Here is a 19,805-nt window from a genome sequence, read left to right on the forward strand (position 1 = left end):
ACCGACGTCGACGGAACGAAAGCCGCGCGGAGCAGCTCTCACCCGGCGACGAGCGTCGCTGCCACGTCGCCGTGCTCGACGGCCCGTGCGGCAGCGACGCAGCGTGCCACGCCCTCGAGCACGCCGACCCGGGGGTGGTACCCGAGCACGCGCCGGGCCCGGTCACAGCTCGCCACCCGGTTCTCGACCTCGATCTCGCGGGGTCGACCGAGATCGGTCGGGGCGGTCGAGACGACGGAACTGGACGAGTCGGCGAGGTCGACGACCGTGCTGGCGAGTGCGCCGACGGTCCACGTCTCGTGGCCCGACAGGTTGAAGAGACGCTCGTCGCCCTGGTGCACGGCCGCCCGGAGCAGACCGTCGACGAAGTCGTCCACGTAGGTAAAGGTGCGGAGCTGGTCACCCGAGCCGACCACGGTGACGTCTTCACCGCGAAGGGCTTGCTCGACGAACCGCGTGACGACGAAGTCGGTGCGCTGGCCGGGCCCGTACACGTTGAAGGGCCGGACCACGACACCGTCGAGGCGTCCGGCCTCGGTCTCGGCCAGGACGAGCTCCTCGGCCTCGCGCTTGGCGCACCCATAGGCCGACAGGGGGGACAGGGGCGAGGTCTCGACGAGGGGGAACGACGTGGATTGCCCGTAGACCTCGGATGACGACACGTAGACGAAGCGGACTCCGCCGAGCCCCTCGACGAGGTCGACGAACCGGGCGGTCATGCCGAGGATGGTCGACCGGGTGGCCTCGGGGTCCGCGGACGCGGCGACGACCCCGACGACCGACGCGAGGTGGACGACCATGTCGGGACGCAAGGAACGCAGCTGGTCGGCGGTCAGTGCCGCGGCGTCGCCTTGGACGTGTTCGTAGCCCGGCCCGGTGTGGCCCTGGCGGACGTCGATGCCGACGACCGTGGCTCCGGCGTCGAGGAGGCGCGGCACGAGGGCCGAGCCGATGAACCCGGCCGCGCCGGTGACGAGCACGCGCAGACCTCGATAGGGGGAGGTGGAGGTGGTGGTGGTGGAGGAGGAGTCGGTCACGAGCGTGCTTTCTGCTGTCGGGAGGAGGGGGGAGGTGACGATGAGGAGGAACCGGTCACGGCGGGTCAGAGGACCACGCGGGTCGGCTCGTCCACGACGTTGCGGGTGTCGAGGACCAGGCGACCGCGGAGCGCGCCGAGGTCGACGTCGGTGTGTCGCGTGAGCACCACGGAGACGTCGGCGGACGACGCGGTCTCGTCGTCGAGCTCGGAGCGGACGACACCCGCCGGCCAGTCGCGATCGGAGACATGGGGATCGACCGCCGTGACCGATGCCCCACGAGCAGCGAGGAGGCGTGCGATGCGGACCGCCGGCGCCTCTCGGACGTCGCCGCTGTCGGCCTTGTAGGACAGACCGACCAGCAGCACGTTCGCACCGCGAACCGCCTTGGACTCGTCGTTCAGCAAGGCCTCGAGGCGCCGGACGACGTATTCGGGCATGCCCTCGTTGACCTCGTTCGCCAGCTCGACGAAACGCAGCGATCGGCCGAGCTTGCGTCGGACCTCCCACGAGAGGTAGCTCGGGTCGACCGGCAGACAGTGCCCCCCGACGCCGGGGCCCGGCATGAACTGCATGAAACCGAACGGCTTCGTGCCGGCCGCGTCGAGGGCCTGCCAGATGTTGATCCCGAGATCGTGCGCGGCGACGGCCAGCTCGTTGACCAAGGCGATGTTGACGTGACGGAACGTGTTCTCGATCAGCTTCGCCAGCTCGGCCTCTCGAGTGCCCGCGACCGGGACCGTCACGTCGACGAGCGCGTCGTAGAGCTTGGTCACCTCGGCGAGCGAGGCGTCGTCGATGCCCGAGACGATCTTCGGGGTCGTCCGGAACGACCACTCGGAATTGCCGGGATCGATGCGCTCGGGGCTGAATCCGACGTGGAAGTCACGGCCTGCCGACAGCCCGCTGACGGCCTCGAGGATCGGAACGAGCACCTCGGCGGTGGTGCCCGGGGACGTGGTGGACTCGAGCACGACCGTCGCGCCGGGCCGCAGGACGGCCCCGAGCGTCCGAGCGGCCGCCTCGATGTAGCTGAGGTCGGGCAGGGTCTCGCGGAGCGGGGTCGGCACGCTGATGATCGCGTGGTCGAAGTGGTCGATGCCCTCGAGCGACGACCGCGGTGTGTAGCGGCCCGAGTCGAGGGCCGCGGCGACCTGGGCATCGGGGACGTCCTCGACGAACGAGATGCCGGTGGCGAGGGCCTCGACACGCGACCGGTCGACGTCGAGCCCGACGACGTGGAAACCGGCGTCGACGGCTCGCATGGCGAGCGGTAGGCCGACGTAGCCCTGGCCGACGACGATCAGCAGGGGGCGGGGATGTGAGACAGGGGACATGACGGCCTTTCGTGGTGCAGGTATCGGGGGTCGCGGCGGGGTGGGCGCGGCGTGAGGGCGGAGTGGGCGCGGCAGGGCGGGTGGGCGCGGTGGGCCCCGGTCAGGGCCGACGGTCGAGTGCTGCCGAGAGCAGCTCGAGCACCCGGTCGACGTCGAGGTCGCTCAGCACCGAACCGCTCGGCACGGTGAGCCCGTGCTCGAAGAGGCGGTCGGCGACACCGGTCACCGTCGACCCGGCCGACGCGAACACGGGCTGTCGGTGCATGGGTTTCCACAGACGACGGGTCTCGACGGACCGGGCGGCGAGGGCGTCACCGACCCGGGCGACCGATGCCGGATCGTCGAAGATCAGCGACGTGAGCCAGACGTTGTCGTCACCGTCGATGCCGTCGTGCAGCAGTCGGACGCCCTCGTACGACCGGACGAGTTCGCGGTATCGCTCACGGATCACGCGCCGTCGGGCGATCATGTCGTCGAGGCGCTCGAGCTGGGCACGGCCCAGGGCGGCGAGCACGTTGCTGAGTCGGTAGTTGTAGCCGATCTCGGCGTGCTCGTAATGGGCGACGGGGAGGCGGGCCTGGCTGGCGACACGCCTGGCCTCGGTGGCGAGCTCGATGTCGTCGGTGAGCAACATGCCACCGCCGGACGTCGTCATGATCTTGTTGCCGTTGAACGACACGGCCGAGGCGTGGCCGAAGGAGCCGGCGGATCGGCCGCCACGGGTCGCACCGAGCGACTCGGCGCTGTCGCAGAGCACGGGGACCCCGTGTCGCTCGGCCACCCCTTCGATGCGGGGCAGGTCGGCGACCTGGCCGTAGATGTCGACCGGCATGACGGCGGAGACGCGTCTGCCCTGACGGGCCAGGGCGGTCAGGGTCTCGTCGAGCAGCTCGGGGCACATGTTGCCGGTGCCCTCGACCGAGTCGACGAAGAAGGGCTGAGCCCCGGCGTGGACGACAGCGTTGGCCGTCGCCGCGAAGGTGAAGGTCGAGGTCACGACGACGGAGCCCGGGCCGACACCCAGACCTCTCAGACCCAGGTGGAGCGCAGCGGTACCGGACGAGACGGCGACACCGGCGGCGACACCGACCCGGGCGGCGAGCTCTCGCTCGAAGGCGTCGACCTCGGGGCCGAGAGGTGCGACCCAGCCGGACCGCAGGGCGGCGTCGACGGCGTCGCGCTCGCGTTCTCCCACATCGGGGGCGGAGAGGTGGATCTGCGTGGTCATGACACTCCCTGGCTCGTCTTCTTACTGACATATTACACATGATGCACACTCAGGTAAATATCGATGCGAAGGTCGACAGGCCGCCGATCGTCATCCGTGCACCGACGCCGTCGACCGCCCACCCGCCGCGAGACGATCGGCCCGCCGAGCCGCGTGCAGCACGAGCACCAGGAGAGCCCCGTAGCTCACGACGGAGGCGGCCGACCATGCGACGACCGACTCGAGGACACCGGCGCCGGTGGTGCCGGTGCCGACGACGGCCACCGTCGTGGCCACGAGCCGGGCGACGTCCCACCCGAGCTGCGTGGCCTGACGTTCGAGCATGGGAAGCACGCGGGACAACGGTGACGCGATCATCTGGGCGACGAGGGCCGGGACCACGGCGACCGCGGTCGAGGCGGACTCTCCCCAGGCGTCACCGAAGAGCACCGGGAACGACGGAGGCGCGAGGACGACGCAGAGGACGCCCCCGGTCGAGGCCACTCCGGCGAGCGGGACGAGGAGGCGCGTGACCGAGCGCGAGAGCCCCCCGCGTCGGGCGCGTGCGAGCGCGCCGATCTGCCCTTCGACCTGCAACCCGACGGCGTCGGCCACCATGCCGACGGGAGCACCGAGCACGCGCATCGTCAATGCGAGGGCCCCGATCGCCGGAGCACCGTGCAGGGAGGCCAACAGGACGAGCGGGGCCTGCTGACCGGCGACGTTGACCAGGCTCGACCAGGTCGTCACGAGCGGGAAGCGGCGGTAGCGCACGCTGACGGAGCAGACGACCAGCAGGCGACGCGTCCGGGCCACGCCCCGAGCCACCGGTTGGCGGCGCGCCCCGGAGTGCGGTAGCCAGGACCGGGACCGGTCGCGTCGTCCGGGGAACGAGCCGACGAGAGACGCGGAGCGACCGGCCGCCACACCGAGCACGAGACCCAGTGGCCCCCCGAGGGGCGCGAGGGCGAGGTTGCAGGCGACCTGCCCGAGGCCCTGCCAGGCGGTGCGGCGGGCGAGGGCCCGGTAGTCACGGCGGCGGGCCAGCCAACTCGTGACGACCCGTTGCAGGGCGACGACCACGATGGTGACGGGGCAGACCCACCAGAAGTCGGCCAGCACCGGAGCGCCGGTCAGGCGGGCGAGGGCGGGCCCCCAGCACCACGCGGCGACCGTGGCCGCCAGGCCGACGACCACGACACCGCCGAGCGCCAGGGTGACGAGCGCACGGGCCGACGTCTCACCCCGTGGCACGACGACGGCCCGGTCGTAGCCGAGCGGCGCGACGGCGCCCACCATCGCGGAGACGGCGGTGACCACGGCGAGCGCTCCGAGATCGGCCGGACCGTAGAGGCGCGTGATGAGCGGCGAGGCGGCGAGGACGACCCCCTGCCCCGCGAGGCTGCCCCCGAGGACAGTCAGCGCCGGGCGGGACGAGATGCCGCGCATCCCGGCGAGGAGACGACGGATCGTCGACCGGCCGGCGCCGATCACGGGCCTGCGGGGACGGCGAGCCCGTCGGCGGAACGCGCCACGGCCGCTCCGTCTCCGATGGCGGTCACCACGGCCGAGGGCCAGGCGGCCGGGTCGAGGATGCGTCGGCCGTCGACGACGGATCGCACGCCCGGCACGTCGCCCGCGCCCCACAGGCGGTAGTCCTCGTGATCGGCCTGCACCACGACCGCATCGGCGGGTTCGCCCCGGTGGTGCGCGGTGAACCCGAGCTGGGACAGGTCGTCGTCCGAGTAGAGCGGATCGTGCACGACCACCGTCGCCCCCGCTCGTTCGAGAGCGCCGACGGTCGCGAACACACCGGAGAAGGCCGTCTCTCGCACACCGCCGCGATAGGCGGCTCCGAGCACCGCCACCGTCTCGCCGGAGAGGTCACCGTGCACCCGTGCCAGCAGGTCGACGGCATGGTCGGGCATCGTCGCGTTGCGGGCCCGCGCCGCTCGCACGGTGGCGGCGTCGGGGTCGTTCCAGAGATAGAGACGGGGGTAGACGGGGATGCAGTGCCCGCCGACGGCGATGCCCGGCTGGTGGATGTGACTGAACGGCTGCGAGTTGCAGGCCTCGATGACCTGCGCGACGTCGATGCCGACGGTCTCGGCGTAGCGGGCGAACTCGTTCGCCAGCCCGATGTTGACGTCGCGGTAGGTGGTCTCGGCGAGTTTCGCCATCTCGGCCGCCTCGGCGGACCCGAGGTCCCAGACACCGTTCGGCCGGGCGAGGTCGTCACGCGGGTCGAACTGCAGCACGGACTCGTAGAACTCGATCGCCCGACGCGCGCCCTCGGACGAGAGTCCCCCGACCAGCTTGGGGTATCGACGCAGGTCGGCGAAGACCCTGCCGGTGAGTACGCGCTCGGGCGAGAACGCGACGTGGAAGTCGACGCCCTCACGCAGCCCGCTGCCCGCCTCGAGACGAGGGGCCCACCGTGAGCGGGTGGTACCCACGGGGAGGGTCGTCTCGTACACGACCAGGGTGCCCTCGGTCAGCACACCTGCGAGGGAGTCGGTGGCGGCGTCCATCCAGCCGAAATCGGGCCGGGCGTCATCGTCGACGAAGAGGGGCACGACGACCACGACCACGTCGCTGCCGGGAACGGCGTCGGCGTAGTCCACCGTCGCCCGGAGGCGCCCGGTGGGCACGAGTTCGGCGAGCCGGCGAGCCAGGTCGTGCTCGCCCGGGAAGGGCTCGACGCCGGCGCCGACCAGCTCGACGACACGTGGTGAGACGTCGACGCCGACGACGGTGTGCCCCGACGACGCGTACTGCACCGCGAGAGGGAGGCCGATCTTGCCGAGGCCGATGACGGTGATCTTCATGGAGCTGCTCTTTCGGGTGGAGGGTCGGTCTTTCGGGAGGCGCATCAGGCGGGGACGACGGAGGCGGGGGCCGGGTCGCATGACAGGTCGACGGGTCGTCCGGTCGTGGCGGACTCGATGGCGGCCTCGGCCACCCGCAAGGTGGAGAGGCCCTCACGGAGGGTGACGACCCGCGACGGACCATCGCCACGGACGGCGTCGCGGAACGCCTCGTGCTCGACGAGCAGGGGCTCCCTCTTGTCGAGGGCGTAGCGGACCATGGACCCTTCGGACACCCCGCGGAAGGCCGCGACGGCGTCCCACGACGTGTCGACCGTGCCGTTCTCGTAGAAGGTGAGGTCGGCCGTGAGGGTGTCGGCGACGAACGTGCCTCGCGAACCGGTCACGACCGTGAGCCGCTCCTTGAAGGGAGAGAGCCAGTTGACGAGGTGGCTGGTGACGGTGCCGTCCTCGAGGCGACCGGAGAACGCCACCAGGTCTTCGTGCGGCCGGCCGCTCTTGTGCGCCACCTGACCGAAGACACTGCGGAAGCCGCTCTGGACGAGCCATGCGGTGAGGTCGATGTCGTGGGTGGCCAGGTCTTTGACGACGCCGACGTCGGCGATGCGGGCCGGGAAGGGCCCCTGACGTCGGGTCGCGATCTGGTGGACCTCGCCCACGTCACCCGCTTCGAGCCGGGCACGCAAGGACTGCAGCGCCGGGTTGTAGCGCTCGATGTGCCCGACGGCCCCGACGAGTCCCCTGCTCTCGAACGCCTCGACGAGCCGACACCCGGCGGCTCCGTCGTGAGCCACGGGCTTCTCGACGAGAGCGTGGACGCCCGCCTCGGCCAGCCGGAGGCCGACCGCCTCGTGGTACGCGGTCGGCACCGCGACCACCACGGCGTCGACACCCAACCGCAGCAGTCCGTCGACGTCGTCGACCAGGGGCAGACCGCCGGCGACTCCGTGAGGGTCGCCGCACGGGTCGGCCACGCCGACCAGTTCGACGCCGTCGACGGCCCGGAGCACCCGTGCGTGGTGCCGCCCCATCATGCCGAGACCGATCAGCCCGGCGCGCACGGGATGCCGGCCGCTCATCGGCCGGCCCCGGCGACGAGTTCGACGCCCTGCACGATGCGATCGAGCTCGGCGTCCGTCACGGACGGGTGGACGGGCAGGGACAGGGCCTCGCGCGCAGCCCGTTCCGTCTCGGGCAGGTGGACGTCGGAGCGGAAGGACGGGAGCCTGTGGACCGGGGTGGGGTAGTAGACACCCGTGCCGATGCCGTGTTCGCGTTCGAGCGCCCGGGCGAAACCGTCCCGGTCGTCGGGCACCCGGACCGTGTACTGGTGCCAGACGTGGGTCGCCTCGCCTGCCACGGTCGGCGTGACCACCGACTCGATGCCCGACGAGAGTCGCGCGGCGGCGACGCGGCGGCGCTCGGTCCAGGCGGCGAGCTTGCGCAGCTGCACGCGACCGATGGCGGCGTGCAGGTCGGTCATGCGGACGTTGAAGCCGACGACCTCGTTCTCGTAGCGACGTTCCATGCCCTGGTTGCGCAGCAGGCGCAGCAGACGTTCGACGTCCCGCTCGCCGACCGAGACCATGCCGCCCTCACCCGAGGTCATGTTCTTGGTCGGATACAGGCTGAAGGCCCCGGCGGCACCGAACGTGCCCACACGGCGTCCGGCCCACGTGGCTCCGTGCGCCTGCGCGGCGTCCTCGAACACCAGGAGGTCGTGTTCGGTGGCGAGCTGCCCGATGCCCGTCATGTCGGCCGGATGACCGTACAGGTGCACCGGCATGACGGCCCGGGTCCTCGGAGAGAGGACGGCTCGGACCGACTCGACGTCGAGGCAGAAGTGTCGGGGCTCGATGTCGGCGAAGACGGGCGTCGCCCCCACCAGGGCGACGGCGTTGGCCGTCGCGGCGAAGGTGAAGGACGGCACGACGACCTCGTCGCCGGGCCCGATGCCCGCCGCGAGCAGACCGAGGTGGAGGGCGGTCGTGCCGGAGTTGACCGCGACGGCGGGACGGCCGTCGAGGAGCTCGGCCGAGAACTCACGCTCGAAACCGGCGACCTCGGGGCCCTGGGCCAGCATGCCGCTGGCCATGACGGCGTCGACCGCCGCCCGTTCGTCGTCGCCGATCAGCGGTCGGGCCGCCGGGATGGGGAGGGGTGTCGCCATGGTCATCGTTCCTCTCGGAGGGCGTCGTTCTCGACGCGGTAGCGGGTGCCCGTCACGGGGCAGACGAGGAAATCCCCGTCGGGGACGAGCGAGACCCCGGCACGACCCACCCAGCCGATCCGGCGGGCGGGGACGCCGGCGACGAGCGCGTGGTCGGGGACGTCACGGGTCACGACCGCACCGGCGGCGACCATCGCCCACCGGCCGATCGACACGGGAGCGACGCAGACGGATCGCGCGCCGAGTGAGGCACCGTCGCCCACGCGCACGCCCACCGGAGTCCAGTCGGACGGTTCTTTGAGCCGCCCCTCGGGGCTGACGGCCCGCGGAGCGCGGTCGTTCGTGAGCACGACGGCCGGCCCCACGAAGACGCCGTTTCCGAGGACGGCGGGCTCGTAGAGCAGCGCGTCGTTCTGGATCTTGCACCGGTCGCCCACGACGACGCCGGCTCCGACGTAGACGCCCCGTCCGATGACGCACTCGCCACCGACACGGGCCCCTTCGCGGATCTGGGCCAGTCCCCAGACGCGCGTCGACGGCCCGACGCGGGCCTCGGGCGCGACATCGGCGGACGCGGCGACGCGTGCAGGGCTCGATCCCACCTCGGCGAGGCTCTGAGGCGTGGGGGGCGGTGTCGGGTTCATGGCTTCCTCCATCTGTGGTCGGAACGTAGAATACGACATGTCGTCACAAAATACCAGGCAGACATGACACTAGCCAGACGGCGATTCCTCACCTAAACTGACATTTCACACATCTTAGAACGAGGAGAAACCGTGTCACGACCCGAACACGACCCAGCCGGAGCCCGACGGGCGGTCTACGAGACGACCAAGCGCGCGCTCGACGTGCTCTGCGCCTCCTCGGCTCTCGTCCTGCTGGCGCCGGTGATGCTCGTGGTGGCGTCGAGCGTGGCGGTCTTCCTCGGGCGCCCGGTGCTCTTCCGTCAGATGCGGCCCGGGCGCCACGGCGAGCCGTTCGCTCTCGTCAAGTTCCGGTCCATGCGCGACCTCGACACCGCCGACGGACCGCTCAGCGACGCCGACCGCCTGACACGTTTCGGTCGCCTGCTGCGATCCACCAGCCTCGACGAACTGCCGAGTCTCGTCGCGGTGGTCCGAGGCGACCTCAGCCTCGTCGGCCCACGCCCCCTCTTGATGCAGTACCTCCCCTTGTACAGCGACTACCAGCACCGCCGACACGAGGTCCGTCCCGGCCTGACGGGACTCGCCCAGGTGAGCGGGCGCAACCTCCTCGACTGGGACGAGCGATTCGATCTCGACGTCCGGTACGTGGACGAACGGGGACTCCTGCTCGACCTGCGGATCATGGCGCGGACGGTCGGGTGCGTGCTGCGGCGGACCGGTGTCAGCGCCGCCGGCGAGGTGACCTGCTCTCCCTTCACGGGGTCGGCGCGCCTCGAGCGCGAAGGGTCCACCGACGTCACGTCGACCGCCGCCGCCGAGATCGAGGTCGCGGCGTGAGCGGGGCAGGCGCCGCCGGCGGCCTGGTCGTGATCGGCGCGGGCGGCATGGGCCGCGAGGTCCTCGACGTCGCCCGCGCACTCGGTCGCCCCGTGGCCGGAGTCGTCGACGACGGCCCGTCCGCCGACGACCTTCACCGGCTGTCCCGGACGAGCGCGGCGTACCTCGGCAGCATCGACGGCTGGCTGGCCGGCGGCGCGCACGAGCCCTGGGTCGTCGGGCTCGGCGACCCCGGCGTGCGGAGTCGGGTCGTGGCACGCGTCGCGACGGCCGCGGGCCGCCCCGCGACGCTCGTGCACCCGACCGCGACCCTCGGCTCTCAGGTGCTCCTGGGCGACGGCACCGCGATCTGTGCGGGCGTGCGGGTCTCGACGAACGTGCGCGTCGGCCGTCACGGGCTGCTCCTCGCGAACGCCGCCGTGGGCCACGACAGCCAGCTCGGCGACGTCGTCAGCGTGAACCCCGGTGCGGTCGTCTCCGGGGCCGTCACCATCGGCGAGGGCAGCCTCGTCGGGGCGGGGGCCACCGTGCTCCAGGGGCTGCGCGTCGGAGAACGCTGTGTCGTGGGCGCCTCCGCCTGCGTCGTGCGGGACGTCGCGTCCGACACCGTGGTCCGTGGGGTCCCGGCTCGATGAGCGAGCCACGGATCGTCTGGTTCGTCAACCACTACGCCACCAACCAGCACCGCGACGGCCGTAGCGGTCGGCACGAACAGTTCGCCCGACGACTGCCCGACACCGGTTGGCGCGCCGTCGTCATCTCCGCGAGCACGGACCACCCCAGCGGCCGCCAGACGATGCGTCGGGGTCGCCTGCGAGAACGCTTCGTCGACGACGGACACGAGTTCGTCTGGCTCCGAGGGGTGGCCTACGCCCGAGTCCGGCTGTTCCGCATCGCGGACGTCCTGCTCTTCACCGCACTGCTCCTCGTCCCCGGCATGCTTCACGGCCTACCTCGCCCGGACGTCGTCGTGGGCGGTTCGGTCCACCCACTGGCCGCCTGGGCCGCCTCGCTGATCGCGAGACGATCGCGCGTCCCCTTCGTGTACGAGCCCCGTGACCTCTGGCCCGAGACGCTCGTCCAGTTCGGCTCGATCGGTCGACGCTCGCCGATCGCCCTGGCGCTCGCGGCCATCGAGCGGCACTGCGTCCGCCGAGCCGTCGTCGTGGTGTCGCCCCTCGAGGGTGCCGGCCGGTACTACTCGGCGCGCGGACTCGAGGCGCCGTTCGCCTGGGTCCCGAACGGGGTGTCGCGCCAGCTGGTCGACGAGATCGAGGACGACCGCGGCGCGACGATCGGCGACACCGACACCGACACCGACACCGATCACACCTTCGAGATCGCCTACCTGGGCTCGATGGGCACCGCCAACAGCCTCGCCCCGGTCGTCGACGCGTTCTGCGTCGCGGCCGACCGCCTCACCGGTCGACGCCTCGTGCTGCGGCTCGTGGGCACGGGCCCCGATCGCCAGCGACTCGAAGAGCGGGCGGCCGCCAGCCGTCACGCCTCCCGCATCGTCTTCGAGGGACACCTCCCCCAGAGCGAAGCCCGAGCCGTCGGCCGCCGAGCCGATGCCCTGATCGCCAACCTGCGCCCTCTCGAGCTCTACCGGCACGGCACGTCGCTGAACAAGTTCTTCGAGTACCTCTTGCTCGCCAAGCCGGTCGTGCTGGGCGCCTCGGTGCCGCGTGACCCGGTCACCGACTCCGGGGCCGGCGTGCGTGTGCCGGGCGACGACGTGCCGGCCCTGGCCGACGCCATCTGCCGCGTGGCGACCATGAGCGCGCCCGAACGCCTCGAGCACGGCGCCCGGGGCCGCCGGCACGTGCTGGCGCACTACGACTACGACGTCCTCGTCGTCCGACTCGCCGCGGCCCTCGACCGGGCGATCGCGACCCCGCCTCCACCCCCGCGTCGGCCGGGGACCGGTCGATGAGCGGCGCCGTGGTGACGGCCGCGCACGGCCTCCCCGGGTCGACGCTCCCCCGATCGTCCGCCGCCCTGCTGCGGCACGCCGCAGGCGTCTCGATCGGCACGATCGTCTACGCGCTGTCGCTGCACTGGGTCTACGCGAACCTGATCACCGTCCCGTTCGCGTACGCCGGCTTCACGTACCGCGAGGCGAGCCCGCAAGCGACGGTGGCCACGATCGCGGTCGCGTGCGCCGTCGCGATCACGCTGCCCGCTCGGCCGCAACGCGTGTCCCACGTCATGCTCTGGGTGCTCTTCGCCGTCGGCGTCGCTCCGGCCCTGCTGATGGTGGCGTACACCGGTTACCTCGAGGCCGACGACGCGGTGCTGGCCAGCGTGACGGTGGGCGTGGCGTTCGGCGTCGCGACCGTCGGCACGCGCCTCCTGGACGGGCGCGGACGATCGGCGGCCCTCGCGGGATGCTCATCGAAGGGCGAGGGGCCGCTCGACCTCGGCCCCTTCGCCCCTGGACCCGGCTCGCATCCCGGACGACGTCTCCCACCGAGTGCTGCCCTGTGGGCGGTCTGCGGACTGCACTCGGCCCTGACCTACGGCGTGATGGCCGCGACCACCGGCCTGTCGCTCCGTTTCGTCGCCTTGGACGACGTCTACGACGTCCGCGCCGTCTACAAAGAAGAGGTGCAGGGCGACAACGGCCTCCTGGGCTACCTGCTCAGCGGCCAGGCGAACGTCGTCAACACGGTGATGATGGCCCGGGGCCTGAGCCGACGCAACGTGCCGTTGATCGCCGTGGGCGTGATCGGGCAGCTGCTGCTGTACTCGGGCACCGGTTTCAAGACGATCCTGTTCTCGTTCCCGGCCGTCGTGCTCATCGCCCTGGCCACCCGCGTCGCACGAGACCGGACGCGCGCACCCGGCGTCGCCTACCTCGTGGGCCCGGTCGTCCTGATGGTGCTGGCGGCCGCTGCCGACGACCTGCAGGGCGGCATCCTCTGGACGTCCCTGTTCGCCCGCCGGTTCCTCATCACGCCCGGGGTGCTGACGAGCGTCTACGTCGAGTTCTTCGGCGAGAACCCGCCCGCCATGCTCGGCCAGTCCGTCCTCCGATGGTGGGTCGACTACCCCTACGACCGGTCCATCCCGTTGGAGGTCGGGCAGTACCTGCAACCCGGGGGCGCGCTGGCGGCGAACGCGAACCTCTTCGCGGACGGGTTCGCCAACTTCGGCCACCTCGGGGTCCTGGGCACCGGCGTCGTCCTGCTGGCGTTCCTGCGCTTCGTCGACTGGTCAGCCCGCGGGCTGCCCCTGACCGTCGGCGCCATGGTCATGATGATGCCGAGCATCACCCTGTCGAACACATCGCTGCCGACCGCGATGCTCTCGCACGGCCTGGCGCTCGGCACCCTGGTGCTCGCCGTGGCTCCGCGGACGGGATGGGAGCCACCGTCGCGCTAGAGTGCTTTCATGCCTCATGCTCATGCACCTCATGTCACCGAACCCTCGACCTCGCCACGACTGGGTCGCCGGGCGCTGCTGCTGACAGGCGTGGGCACGGCGGCGAGCGTCGTGGTCACCTCGGGCCGCGCCTCCCCGGCGGTGGCAGCCGCGTCGGGCCCAGGGGCCCCCGGGCCCGACGCGGCACCGTGCTCGCCCGTCGTCGTCGACACGGACGCCACCGACCTCGACCTCGTTCTCGCGGCCGTGCCCGAGGGCGGCGAGCTCGTCGTCACGCGCCGCTGGGACCGCACGGCCCCGCTCGAGGTCGTCCGTCCCGTCACCCTCCGCTTCACGGGTGAGGGCCACCTGGTGGCGAACGGTGACTTCAGCGTCATCCGCATCACGGCGTCGCACGTCGCCGTCGTCGACGCCGTGGTCACCGGGGCCGGCGGTCGTCGGACGGGCGCCGGACGGGGCATCGACGTCGTGGGGACGCCCGACGCCCCGCTCGACGACGTCCGCATCTCGGGCGGCAGGCTCGGCGATCTGAGCCACGACGGCATCCGGGCCGAGCACACGACGGGGTTGGTCGTCCAGGGGGTCACCGTGACCGATGTCGGCTACGCGGGCGTGCTGCTGCGCTCGTGCGTCGACACCGTCGTCCGCCGATGCGACGTGACCGACGTCCACCAGCCGAGTCCGTACGTGAACAGTTACGGCGTGATCGTGACCCGCGACGACACCGTGCCGATGACGGTGTCCGGCCGGTCGACGCGCGTGGTCGTCGAGGGCAACACGGTCACCGGCGTCCGGCTCTGGGAGGGGCTCGACACCCACGCCGGCGATCGGGTGGTCATCCGCGACAACGTCGTGCGGGACTGCAGGGTAGGGATCGCCGTCGTGCCCTGCCGCGACGAGGTCGACCGTTCGTACCGACACGCTCCCACCGCGTTCGTCGTCGCCGGCAATCTCGTCGAGCGCGTCGACCTGGCGTCGCCCGGTGCCGGCATCCTCGTCAAAGGCGCCGGAACGACCGTGGGCGACGACGTCGAACGGGCGACGGGGTTCGTCACCGGCAACACCGTCCGCGGCCACGGCGGAGGCACCGAGGCCGGGATCGTCCTCTACCTCACCCGCGGCGTCGTCGTGAGCGGCACCACCCTCGAGCGGTGCGTCGACCGGGGCGTGCTGGTGTACCACTCCAACGACGCCCTGACGTTGACGCGGACGTCGGCCTCCGGCCTCGAGGCCTCCACGGCCGGAGGCGCGATGTCGGTCGTCGAGGCCCGGAGCGGCGCGAACACGGTCACCGTGTCGGCGACGAGCGTCGCCCGCGGAGAGGGCACCACCGGCCCGGTGCGGGGCCTCGCCGTGGCGAACCCCGACAACGTGTTCGACCTGCTGGCCAACGACTGGCGTGAGACGGACCTCGCCGTGTGGAACAAAGGGGCCGTCGTGCGCCGCTGGGCCGACGAGGACTGACCAGCGGCCCCCTCAGCGTCGCGCGTCAGGCCGTGGCGAACCCCCGCGCGTCACCGTCTCGTCGCGCGCGGCGACCTCTCGGGACGGCGCCGCGACCCACTCGAGCGGGGACGGGAGGGGGGACCGCGACGAAGGCCGCCTCCGACGACCTCGAGACCGTTCGAGCCGGCTCCGTGACATCTCGGGCCCCCGGTTCGAATCGGCGAGCACGGCTGGGCCCTCCGGCGGACGGGTCGACCATGACGGGGCCGAGCGCCGAGGCGATCGTCGTGGCCGCGGTCGCCAGCCGGCGGGCGACGCGCAGATGCACACCCGCCCGTCGCCCCATGGGGTCGACGACGTCGTCGTCCTCGGGGTCGTCGGGACGCAGCACGCTGCCCCGCATGCGGAGCAAGGACTCGAGCGCGACACCGGATCGCCCCGGGCCGGAGTCGACCGCCCCTTCGTCGGCGGCCCAGGCCGCCCCCTCGGTGAGCGCCGCCTCGGCCAGCCGCGCGAACTCGACGATGGTGAACGCTTTCGAGGCGGCCGCAGGGGACATCCGCACGACGTCTCGGCGATGACGGCGACCGGCCGTGAGCACGAGGTCGGCGTCCTCGAGGTCGACGCTCGAGAGCGGCCGGGCGACATGCCCCTCGAGGTCGACCCCGAGGCGCGTCCCTGCCGCCAGCGTCGCCGCGGGCACGACCGCGCCGGGGGTGGCCAGCGTGCCCCGACTCGTGACGGTCACCCGCGCATCGTCGACGTCACGAGCGAGCAGGGCGGCGAAGAGCGGCGACCGGCAGAGGTTGCCCGTGCAGACGACGAGCACGTGCAGGGGCGCGGCAGCGGGTCGACGCGCGGCGTTCACGATCCCCCCTCGGGGGCGCGGCTGCCGGGTGTCGAGTTGCCGATCAGGTCGCGGTAGAGCCGGAGGAGCGTCACCTCCTCGCCGTCCCAGCTGAAGGTCTCGAGAGCGGCACGTCGCCCGTTCCGGCCGTGACGGTCGAGCAGGTCGGGGTCGGAGTCGTAGGCCGCGACGGCTCCGGCCACGGCGTCGACGTCGGTGGGGTCGACGAAGGTGGCGCAGTCGAGGTGCCCCAGGAGCCTCCGCCAGAGCGGGAAGTCGCTGACGACCACGGCGAGTCCCGCTGCCATGTACTCGAACAGCTTGGTGGGCAGCGAGTTCAGGTGCGCGGCGGTCGGCTCGAAGACGACGACCCCCACCCGGGCCCCCAAGAGCAGGTCGCGCGTGGCCTCTGGCGACAGCCGGCCGTGGAAGACCACGGGCAGATCGTCGGTCCGCGGTCGGGCGGTCAGCTCGGCGGCTTCGGGCGCCGAGACGTGTCCGGCCAGCTCGAGCCGCCAGCCGTGGGGGAAAGCCGGCGAGCCGGTCAGCCCGGCCACCACCGCCGACCCGCGGTTCGCGGTCAGTGCCCCGACGTACGCCACGGCCGGGGGTCGGCGGCTCGGCTCGATCGCCGACGCCTCTTCCGCCCGGAGGCGCGGGTAGTTGCGCACGAGCACCGTCTTGCCCGCCGGGTAGGCGTCGGCGATCGTCTCGGTGGCGGCCACGACCCGGTCGGCCGTCGACACGACGCGCACGACGAGCCGGGCGAGCGCACGCGCGGGACGCGCCGTGCGACGCGAGACGTACGCCTTCGACGCCACCTGGTCGGGAAGGTCCTCGTGGGCGTCGAAGACCACGCGGCGTCCGAGGACGCGCAGCAGGGGCACCGCCCACACGAGCTCGGGGTCGTGCAGGTGACACAGCCGCGCCCTCGAGCGCACGGCGAGCCCGACGGCCTGGGCCGAGCCGAACGTCATGCGGGCACGACGACGGCGGCGGGGGATCGTCACGACCTCGACGCCCGTCTCTCGGGTGGTGACGTCGCTCTCGACGGCGATCAGGCGCACCGAGTACCCCGCGGCCGCGGCACCGGCGGCCTCGCGCAGGTGGACGCGGTTGTCGGTCCAGGGGTGGGCGCTCGACACATGGACGATGTCGGGAGGTGATGTGGTCATGGCGTTCCGTTCGTTCGGAGGTGACAGGAAGAGGGCGTCGAGGACCGGCAACGGCGAGCGGTCGCCCGTCTGGAGGCGCGGCTCGGCCCGAGCTCGGACCCAGGGTCGTCGAGCGACGCCGTCGGCCGCACGGCCGACAGGATGGACAGGGACCGCGTCGTTCAGGCCCGGCGGAGGAGCCCCCGCAGGGAACGACGCGGGACATCGATCTCGCTGTAGTAGTAGTAACGGGAGTCGGCCCGGCGCCGACGCCCCATGGTCAGCACGGCGGCGCGCGGCGTGCCGCCGACGGCGTCGAGGCGTTCGAGCGCCGAGGCGACCTGCGCACGGCGGGTGCGCCCGGAGGCGACCACGAGGAGGACACCCGTGACCATCTCGCTGATGAGCGCGGCGTCGGTGACCGACAGCAGGGGCGGGGTGTCGACGACGACCACGTCGTACCGGCCCCCCAGGTCGTCGAGCAGCGCGCGCATGGCCCCTGAGCCCAGCAGTTCGCTGGGGTTCGGCGGTACCTCGCCGGCCGGCAGCACGGTGAGACCGTCGTGCCCCCAGGACTGCAGTACCTCGTCGAGCTCGAAGCGCCCGATCAGGACGTCGGACAGCCCCACCGCGCCCTCGATGCCGAGGATCTTCGCCAGGTTGGGCCGCCTCATGTCGGCGTCGACCACGACGGTCCGCAGCCCGGCTTCGGCGAGCGAGACCGCGAGATTCGCCGTGGTCGTGGTCTTGCCCTCGCTCGGCCCGGCCGAACTGACGGCGAACGAGCGCGCCGCCGCCCCCGCACCCAGGAACCGGATGTTGGTCCGCAGCATGCGGAACGCCTCGGCCTGGACGCTGGCACCGCCGTCGCGGGCGACCACCGGTCGCCGCCGCACCTGAGGATCGAACGGGATCTCGCCGACGACGGCCAGCTCGCCCTCGACGACGAGATCGTCGCGCCCCCTGACCTTCGTGTCGAGCGCCCGCCGGGCGAGGGCCGCCGCGGCACCGGCTGCGAGGCCCAGCAGGAGGCCGAGCGCGACGTTGGCGACGGTGCGGGGGGTCGCCGGCGAGAGCGCCGGCGCGGCGGGCTCGACGACCTCCATCGTGACGGACGGGACGCCGGGGGCGAACTCGGGCTCGAGTTCGGTCGTCACCACGGTGCGCAGGCTCTCGGTGACGGCGTTGGCCAACTCGGCCGCGCGCTGCGGGTCGACGTCGGTGACGGCCACGGTCATCAGGGTGCTGGCCGTCGGCGAGCTCGCCGTCACCTGGCCGGCGAGCTCGTCGACCGTGACGCTCGGCCCCCGGTCGGCGACGACGGGGTCGAGCACGCGAGGAGTCGTGACGAGCGTCGTGTAGGTCTTGATCTTCTGCTGGGCCGCGTTCGACCCCGAGGCGATCTCCATCGCCGTGGTGTCGGATTGCCCTCGAACGGCGACGAAGATCTTCGCGCTGCTGACGTAGGTCGGGGTCGCCACGGCCGAGACGGCGTAGCCGAGGCCACCCCCGACCACGAGACCGACGACCACGAGCAGCCAGCTGGCGAGCAGGGCTCGCAGGATGTCGGTCACGCGCATGGATCGGGGCCTTTCGGGTGTCGACGCCGGGTAGACGATGTTTTACATGTTATGTGGATCAAGGACGGGGCACAAGCTTTCATGCCCTGTGCTCAGAAGCGGGACAGCATGGCGTCGAGCACCCTGGCGGCTGCGCGGCCGTCCCCGTACGGCGCTGCGGCGGTCTCGGGACACGGCAGCGCCGCCAGCCGCGCGGCGATGTCGAGAGGGCTGTCGCCGACGAGGTCGTTCCAGCCGAGCCTCACGGTCTCGCCCCATTCGGTGTCCGCCCGGACGGTGACACACGGTCGGCGCAGGAGGAACGCCTCTTTCTGCAACCCGCCCGAGTCGGTCACGACACCCGAGGCCCCGTCGAGCAGCCCGACGAGGTCGAGGTACCCGACCGGCGGCGCCACGACCATGCCCGGTCTCGACAGCTCGATCCCCCAGGAGGAGGCGCGCGCCCGCAACCGCGGATGCGCCAGCAACAGCACGGTGCGCCCGGTCTCGGCGACGCCGGCGAGGCCGTCGAGCACCTCTCTCAGCCGCCGGGGATCGTCGGTGTTCGACGGGCGGTGGAGCGTGGCGAGCACGTAGGGACCTCGGGCCGCGGCCTCGCTCGCCGGGCCGACCCGCGCCTCCTGGTGGGCGAGACGGTCGCGGACCGCGAAGAGGACGTCGGTCATGACGTCGCCGACCAGCACGGAGCGCCGCTCGAGCCCCTCGTCTCGCAGGTGCCCGAGGGCCGTCTCGGAGGGCGCGAGACAGAGGTCGGCGGCGTGGTCGGTCATGACGCGGTTGTGCTCTTCGGGCATGGCCCGGTCGAACGAGCGGAGCCCGGCCTCGAGGTGCGCGACGGGAATGCCCAGCTTGACGGCCGCCAACGTCGCGGCGAGCGTGGAGTTCGTGTCACCGTAGACGAGGACGGCGTCAGGACGACGTCGGTGCAGCACCCCCTCGACGGCCTCGAGCATGCGCCCGGTCTGGGCACCGTGTGACGCCGACCCGATGTCGAGTTGCTCGTCGGGTCGCGGGATCTCGAGTTCGTCGAAGAAGACGTCGGACATCGCCGCGTCGTAGTGCTGGCCGGTGTGGACCACCACGTGGTCACACCGGCCGGCGAAGGCGCGCGCCATGGGCGCCAACTTGACGAACTGGGGTCGGGCGCCGACGACGCTCATTATCTGCATGTACAAAATGTTACATGCAGAACGTCGATCCGACCAGCCCTCAGGTGTGGGAGGCCACCACGACGGAGCCCGTCCGACACGGCGACCTGCCGCACACCTCGGCGGGGTGGGCGGCACGACGTCATCACCGGCCGGTCGCGCTCCCGACCCGGCCGATCG

17 protein-coding genes are annotated in these 19,805 nt (G+C 72.2%); 5 read left to right on the forward strand and 12 right to left on the reverse strand.

From position 1 onward, the window contains the following. Positions 1-38: 38 nt before the first annotated feature. The 8 genes from AC1MBW_RS05305 to AC1MBW_RS05340 form a co-directional block, all read right to left on the reverse strand. Positions 39-1,037 (reverse strand): NAD-dependent epimerase/dehydratase family protein, encoded by a 999-nt coding sequence (locus AC1MBW_RS05305; RefSeq protein ID WP_054145472.1) that lies wholly within the window; start codon positions 1,035-1,037, stop codon positions 39-41. 65 nt (positions 1,038-1,102) lie between these two features. Continuing rightward, positions 1,103-2,374, reverse strand: coding sequence for a nucleotide sugar dehydrogenase (locus AC1MBW_RS05310; RefSeq protein ID WP_054145471.1), 1,272 nt, complete (start codon positions 2,372-2,374; stop codon positions 1,103-1,105). A 100-nt stretch (positions 2,375-2,474) separates the two neighbouring features. Continuing rightward, entirely contained in the window at positions 2,475-3,602 is a 1,128-nt protein-coding gene (locus AC1MBW_RS05315) for a DegT/DnrJ/EryC1/StrS family aminotransferase (RefSeq protein WP_480025704.1), read from the reverse strand. Positions 3,603-3,692: 90 nt separating this feature from the next. Further along, positions 3,693-5,030 (reverse strand): lipopolysaccharide biosynthesis protein, encoded by a 1,338-nt coding sequence (locus tag AC1MBW_RS05320; RefSeq protein ID WP_480025705.1) that lies wholly within the window; start codon positions 5,028-5,030, stop codon positions 3,693-3,695. Positions 5,031-5,071: 41 nt separating this feature from the next. Next, positions 5,072-6,409, reverse strand: a complete 1,338-nt coding sequence (locus tag AC1MBW_RS05325; RefSeq protein WP_480025706.1) for a nucleotide sugar dehydrogenase — start codon at positions 6,407-6,409, stop codon at positions 5,072-5,074. A gap of 44 nt (positions 6,410-6,453) precedes the next feature. Continuing rightward, a complete protein-coding gene (locus AC1MBW_RS05330; protein ID WP_480025707.1) occupies positions 6,454-7,488 on the reverse strand; it encodes a Gfo/Idh/MocA family protein in 1,035 nt (344 codons plus the stop codon). Then, positions 7,485-8,579, reverse strand: a complete 1,095-nt coding sequence (locus tag AC1MBW_RS05335) for a DegT/DnrJ/EryC1/StrS family aminotransferase (protein WP_480025708.1) — start codon at positions 8,577-8,579, stop codon at positions 7,485-7,487. The genes AC1MBW_RS05330 and AC1MBW_RS05335 overlap by 4 nt, the downstream gene beginning before the upstream one ends. 2 nt (positions 8,580-8,581) lie before the next feature. Continuing rightward, a complete protein-coding gene (locus AC1MBW_RS05340) occupies positions 8,582-9,223 on the reverse strand; it encodes an acyltransferase (protein WP_480025709.1) in 642 nt (213 codons plus the stop codon). A 132-nt stretch (positions 9,224-9,355) separates the two neighbouring features. On the opposite strand from AC1MBW_RS05340, the gene AC1MBW_RS05345 reads away from it, so the two are divergent. The 5 genes from AC1MBW_RS05345 to AC1MBW_RS05365 are packed head-to-tail and all read left to right on the forward strand — an operon-like array spanning position 9,356 to position 14,914. Next, a complete protein-coding gene (locus AC1MBW_RS05345) occupies positions 9,356-10,063 on the forward strand; it encodes a sugar transferase (protein WP_480025710.1) in 708 nt (235 codons plus the stop codon). Further along, positions 10,060-10,698 carry a NeuD/PglB/VioB family sugar acetyltransferase gene (locus AC1MBW_RS05350; protein WP_480025711.1) on the forward strand — a complete coding sequence of 213 codons (639 nt, stop codon included), beginning with the start codon at positions 10,060-10,062 and terminating at the stop codon, positions 10,696-10,698. The genes AC1MBW_RS05345 and AC1MBW_RS05350 overlap by 4 nt, the downstream gene beginning before the upstream one ends. Further along, positions 10,695-11,999: a glycosyltransferase family 4 protein gene (locus AC1MBW_RS05355; protein WP_480025712.1), complete on the forward strand. Its 1,305-nt coding sequence runs from the start codon at positions 10,695-10,697 to the stop codon at positions 11,997-11,999. The genes AC1MBW_RS05350 and AC1MBW_RS05355 overlap by 4 nt, the downstream gene beginning before the upstream one ends. After that, entirely contained in the window at positions 11,996-13,450 is a 1,455-nt protein-coding gene (locus AC1MBW_RS05360; RefSeq protein ID WP_480025713.1) for a hypothetical protein, read from the forward strand. The genes AC1MBW_RS05355 and AC1MBW_RS05360 overlap by 4 nt, the downstream gene beginning before the upstream one ends. A gap of 9 nt (positions 13,451-13,459) precedes the next feature. After that, complete coding sequence (locus AC1MBW_RS05365) at positions 13,460-14,914, forward strand: right-handed parallel beta-helix repeat-containing protein (protein WP_480025714.1); 1,455 nt, start codon at positions 13,460-13,462, stop codon at positions 14,912-14,914. A 25-nt stretch (positions 14,915-14,939) separates the two neighbouring features. Here the strand turns inward: AC1MBW_RS05365 and AC1MBW_RS05370 are convergent, their stop codons facing one another. The 4 genes from AC1MBW_RS05370 to wecB all read right to left on the reverse strand — a co-directional run bounded on the left by AC1MBW_RS05370 (position 14,940) and on the right by wecB (position 19,646). Next, positions 14,940-15,764, reverse strand: coding sequence for an arsenate reductase/protein-tyrosine-phosphatase family protein (locus AC1MBW_RS05370; protein ID WP_480025715.1), 825 nt, complete (start codon positions 15,762-15,764; stop codon positions 14,940-14,942). Next, complete coding sequence (locus AC1MBW_RS05375) at positions 15,761-16,918, reverse strand: glycosyltransferase (protein ID WP_480025716.1); 1,158 nt, start codon at positions 16,916-16,918, stop codon at positions 15,761-15,763. Before AC1MBW_RS05375 ends, AC1MBW_RS05370 begins: the two co-directional genes overlap by 4 nt. Positions 16,919-17,079: 161 nt before the next feature. Beyond that, the gene (locus AC1MBW_RS05380; RefSeq protein ID WP_480025717.1) at positions 17,080-18,477 is read right to left on the reverse strand and encodes a tyrosine-protein kinase domain-containing protein; all 1,398 of its coding nucleotides are present in this window, start codon (positions 18,475-18,477) and stop codon (positions 17,080-17,082) included. Between the two features lie 92 nt (positions 18,478-18,569). Next, positions 18,570-19,646 (reverse strand): non-hydrolyzing UDP-N-acetylglucosamine 2-epimerase, encoded by a 1,077-nt coding sequence (wecB, locus tag AC1MBW_RS05385; protein WP_480025718.1) that lies wholly within the window; start codon positions 19,644-19,646, stop codon positions 18,570-18,572. Positions 19,647-19,805 lie beyond the last annotated feature (159 nt).

Source organism: Frigoribacterium sp. AP1, from assembly GCF_056680555.1.

Bases quoted from the DNA above. Each gene is read 5' to 3' on its own strand.
- AC1MBW_RS05315 (WP_480025704.1), bottom strand. From the start codon at position 3,602: ATGACCACGCAGATCCACCTCTCCGCCCCCGATGTGGGAGAACGCGAG.
- AC1MBW_RS05335 (WP_480025708.1), bottom strand. From the start codon at position 8,579: ATGGCGACACCCCTCCCCATCCCGGCGGCCCGACCGCTGATCGGCGAC.
- AC1MBW_RS05310 (WP_054145471.1), bottom strand. From the start codon at position 2,374: ATGTCCCCTGTCTCACATCCCCGCCCCCTGCTGATCGTCGTCGGCCAG.
- AC1MBW_RS05360 (WP_480025713.1), top strand. From the start codon at position 11,996: ATGAGCGGCGCCGTGGTGACGGCCGCGCACGGCCTCCCCGGGTCGACG.
- AC1MBW_RS05380 (WP_480025717.1), bottom strand. From the start codon at position 18,477: ATGCGCGTGACCGACATCCTGCGAGCCCTGCTCGCCAGCTGGCTGCTC.
- AC1MBW_RS05330 (WP_480025707.1), bottom strand. From the start codon at position 7,488: ATGAGCGGCCGGCATCCCGTGCGCGCCGGGCTGATCGGTCTCGGCATG.
- AC1MBW_RS05355 (WP_480025712.1), top strand. From the start codon at position 10,695: ATGAGCGAGCCACGGATCGTCTGGTTCGTCAACCACTACGCCACCAAC.
- AC1MBW_RS05320 (WP_480025705.1), bottom strand. From the start codon at position 5,030: ATGCGCGGCATCTCGTCCCGCCCGGCGCTGACTGTCCTCGGGGGCAGC.
- AC1MBW_RS05375 (WP_480025716.1), bottom strand. From the start codon at position 16,918: ATGACCACATCACCTCCCGACATCGTCCATGTGTCGAGCGCCCACCCC.
- AC1MBW_RS05365 (WP_480025714.1), top strand. From the start codon at position 13,460: ATGCCTCATGCTCATGCACCTCATGTCACCGAACCCTCGACCTCGCCA.
- AC1MBW_RS05340 (WP_480025709.1), bottom strand. From the start codon at position 9,223: ATGAACCCGACACCGCCCCCCACGCCTCAGAGCCTCGCCGAGGTGGGA.
- AC1MBW_RS05325 (WP_480025706.1), bottom strand. From the start codon at position 6,409: ATGAAGATCACCGTCATCGGCCTCGGCAAGATCGGCCTCCCTCTCGCG.
- wecB (WP_480025718.1), bottom strand. From the start codon at position 19,646: ATGCAGATAATGAGCGTCGTCGGCGCCCGACCCCAGTTCGTCAAGTTG.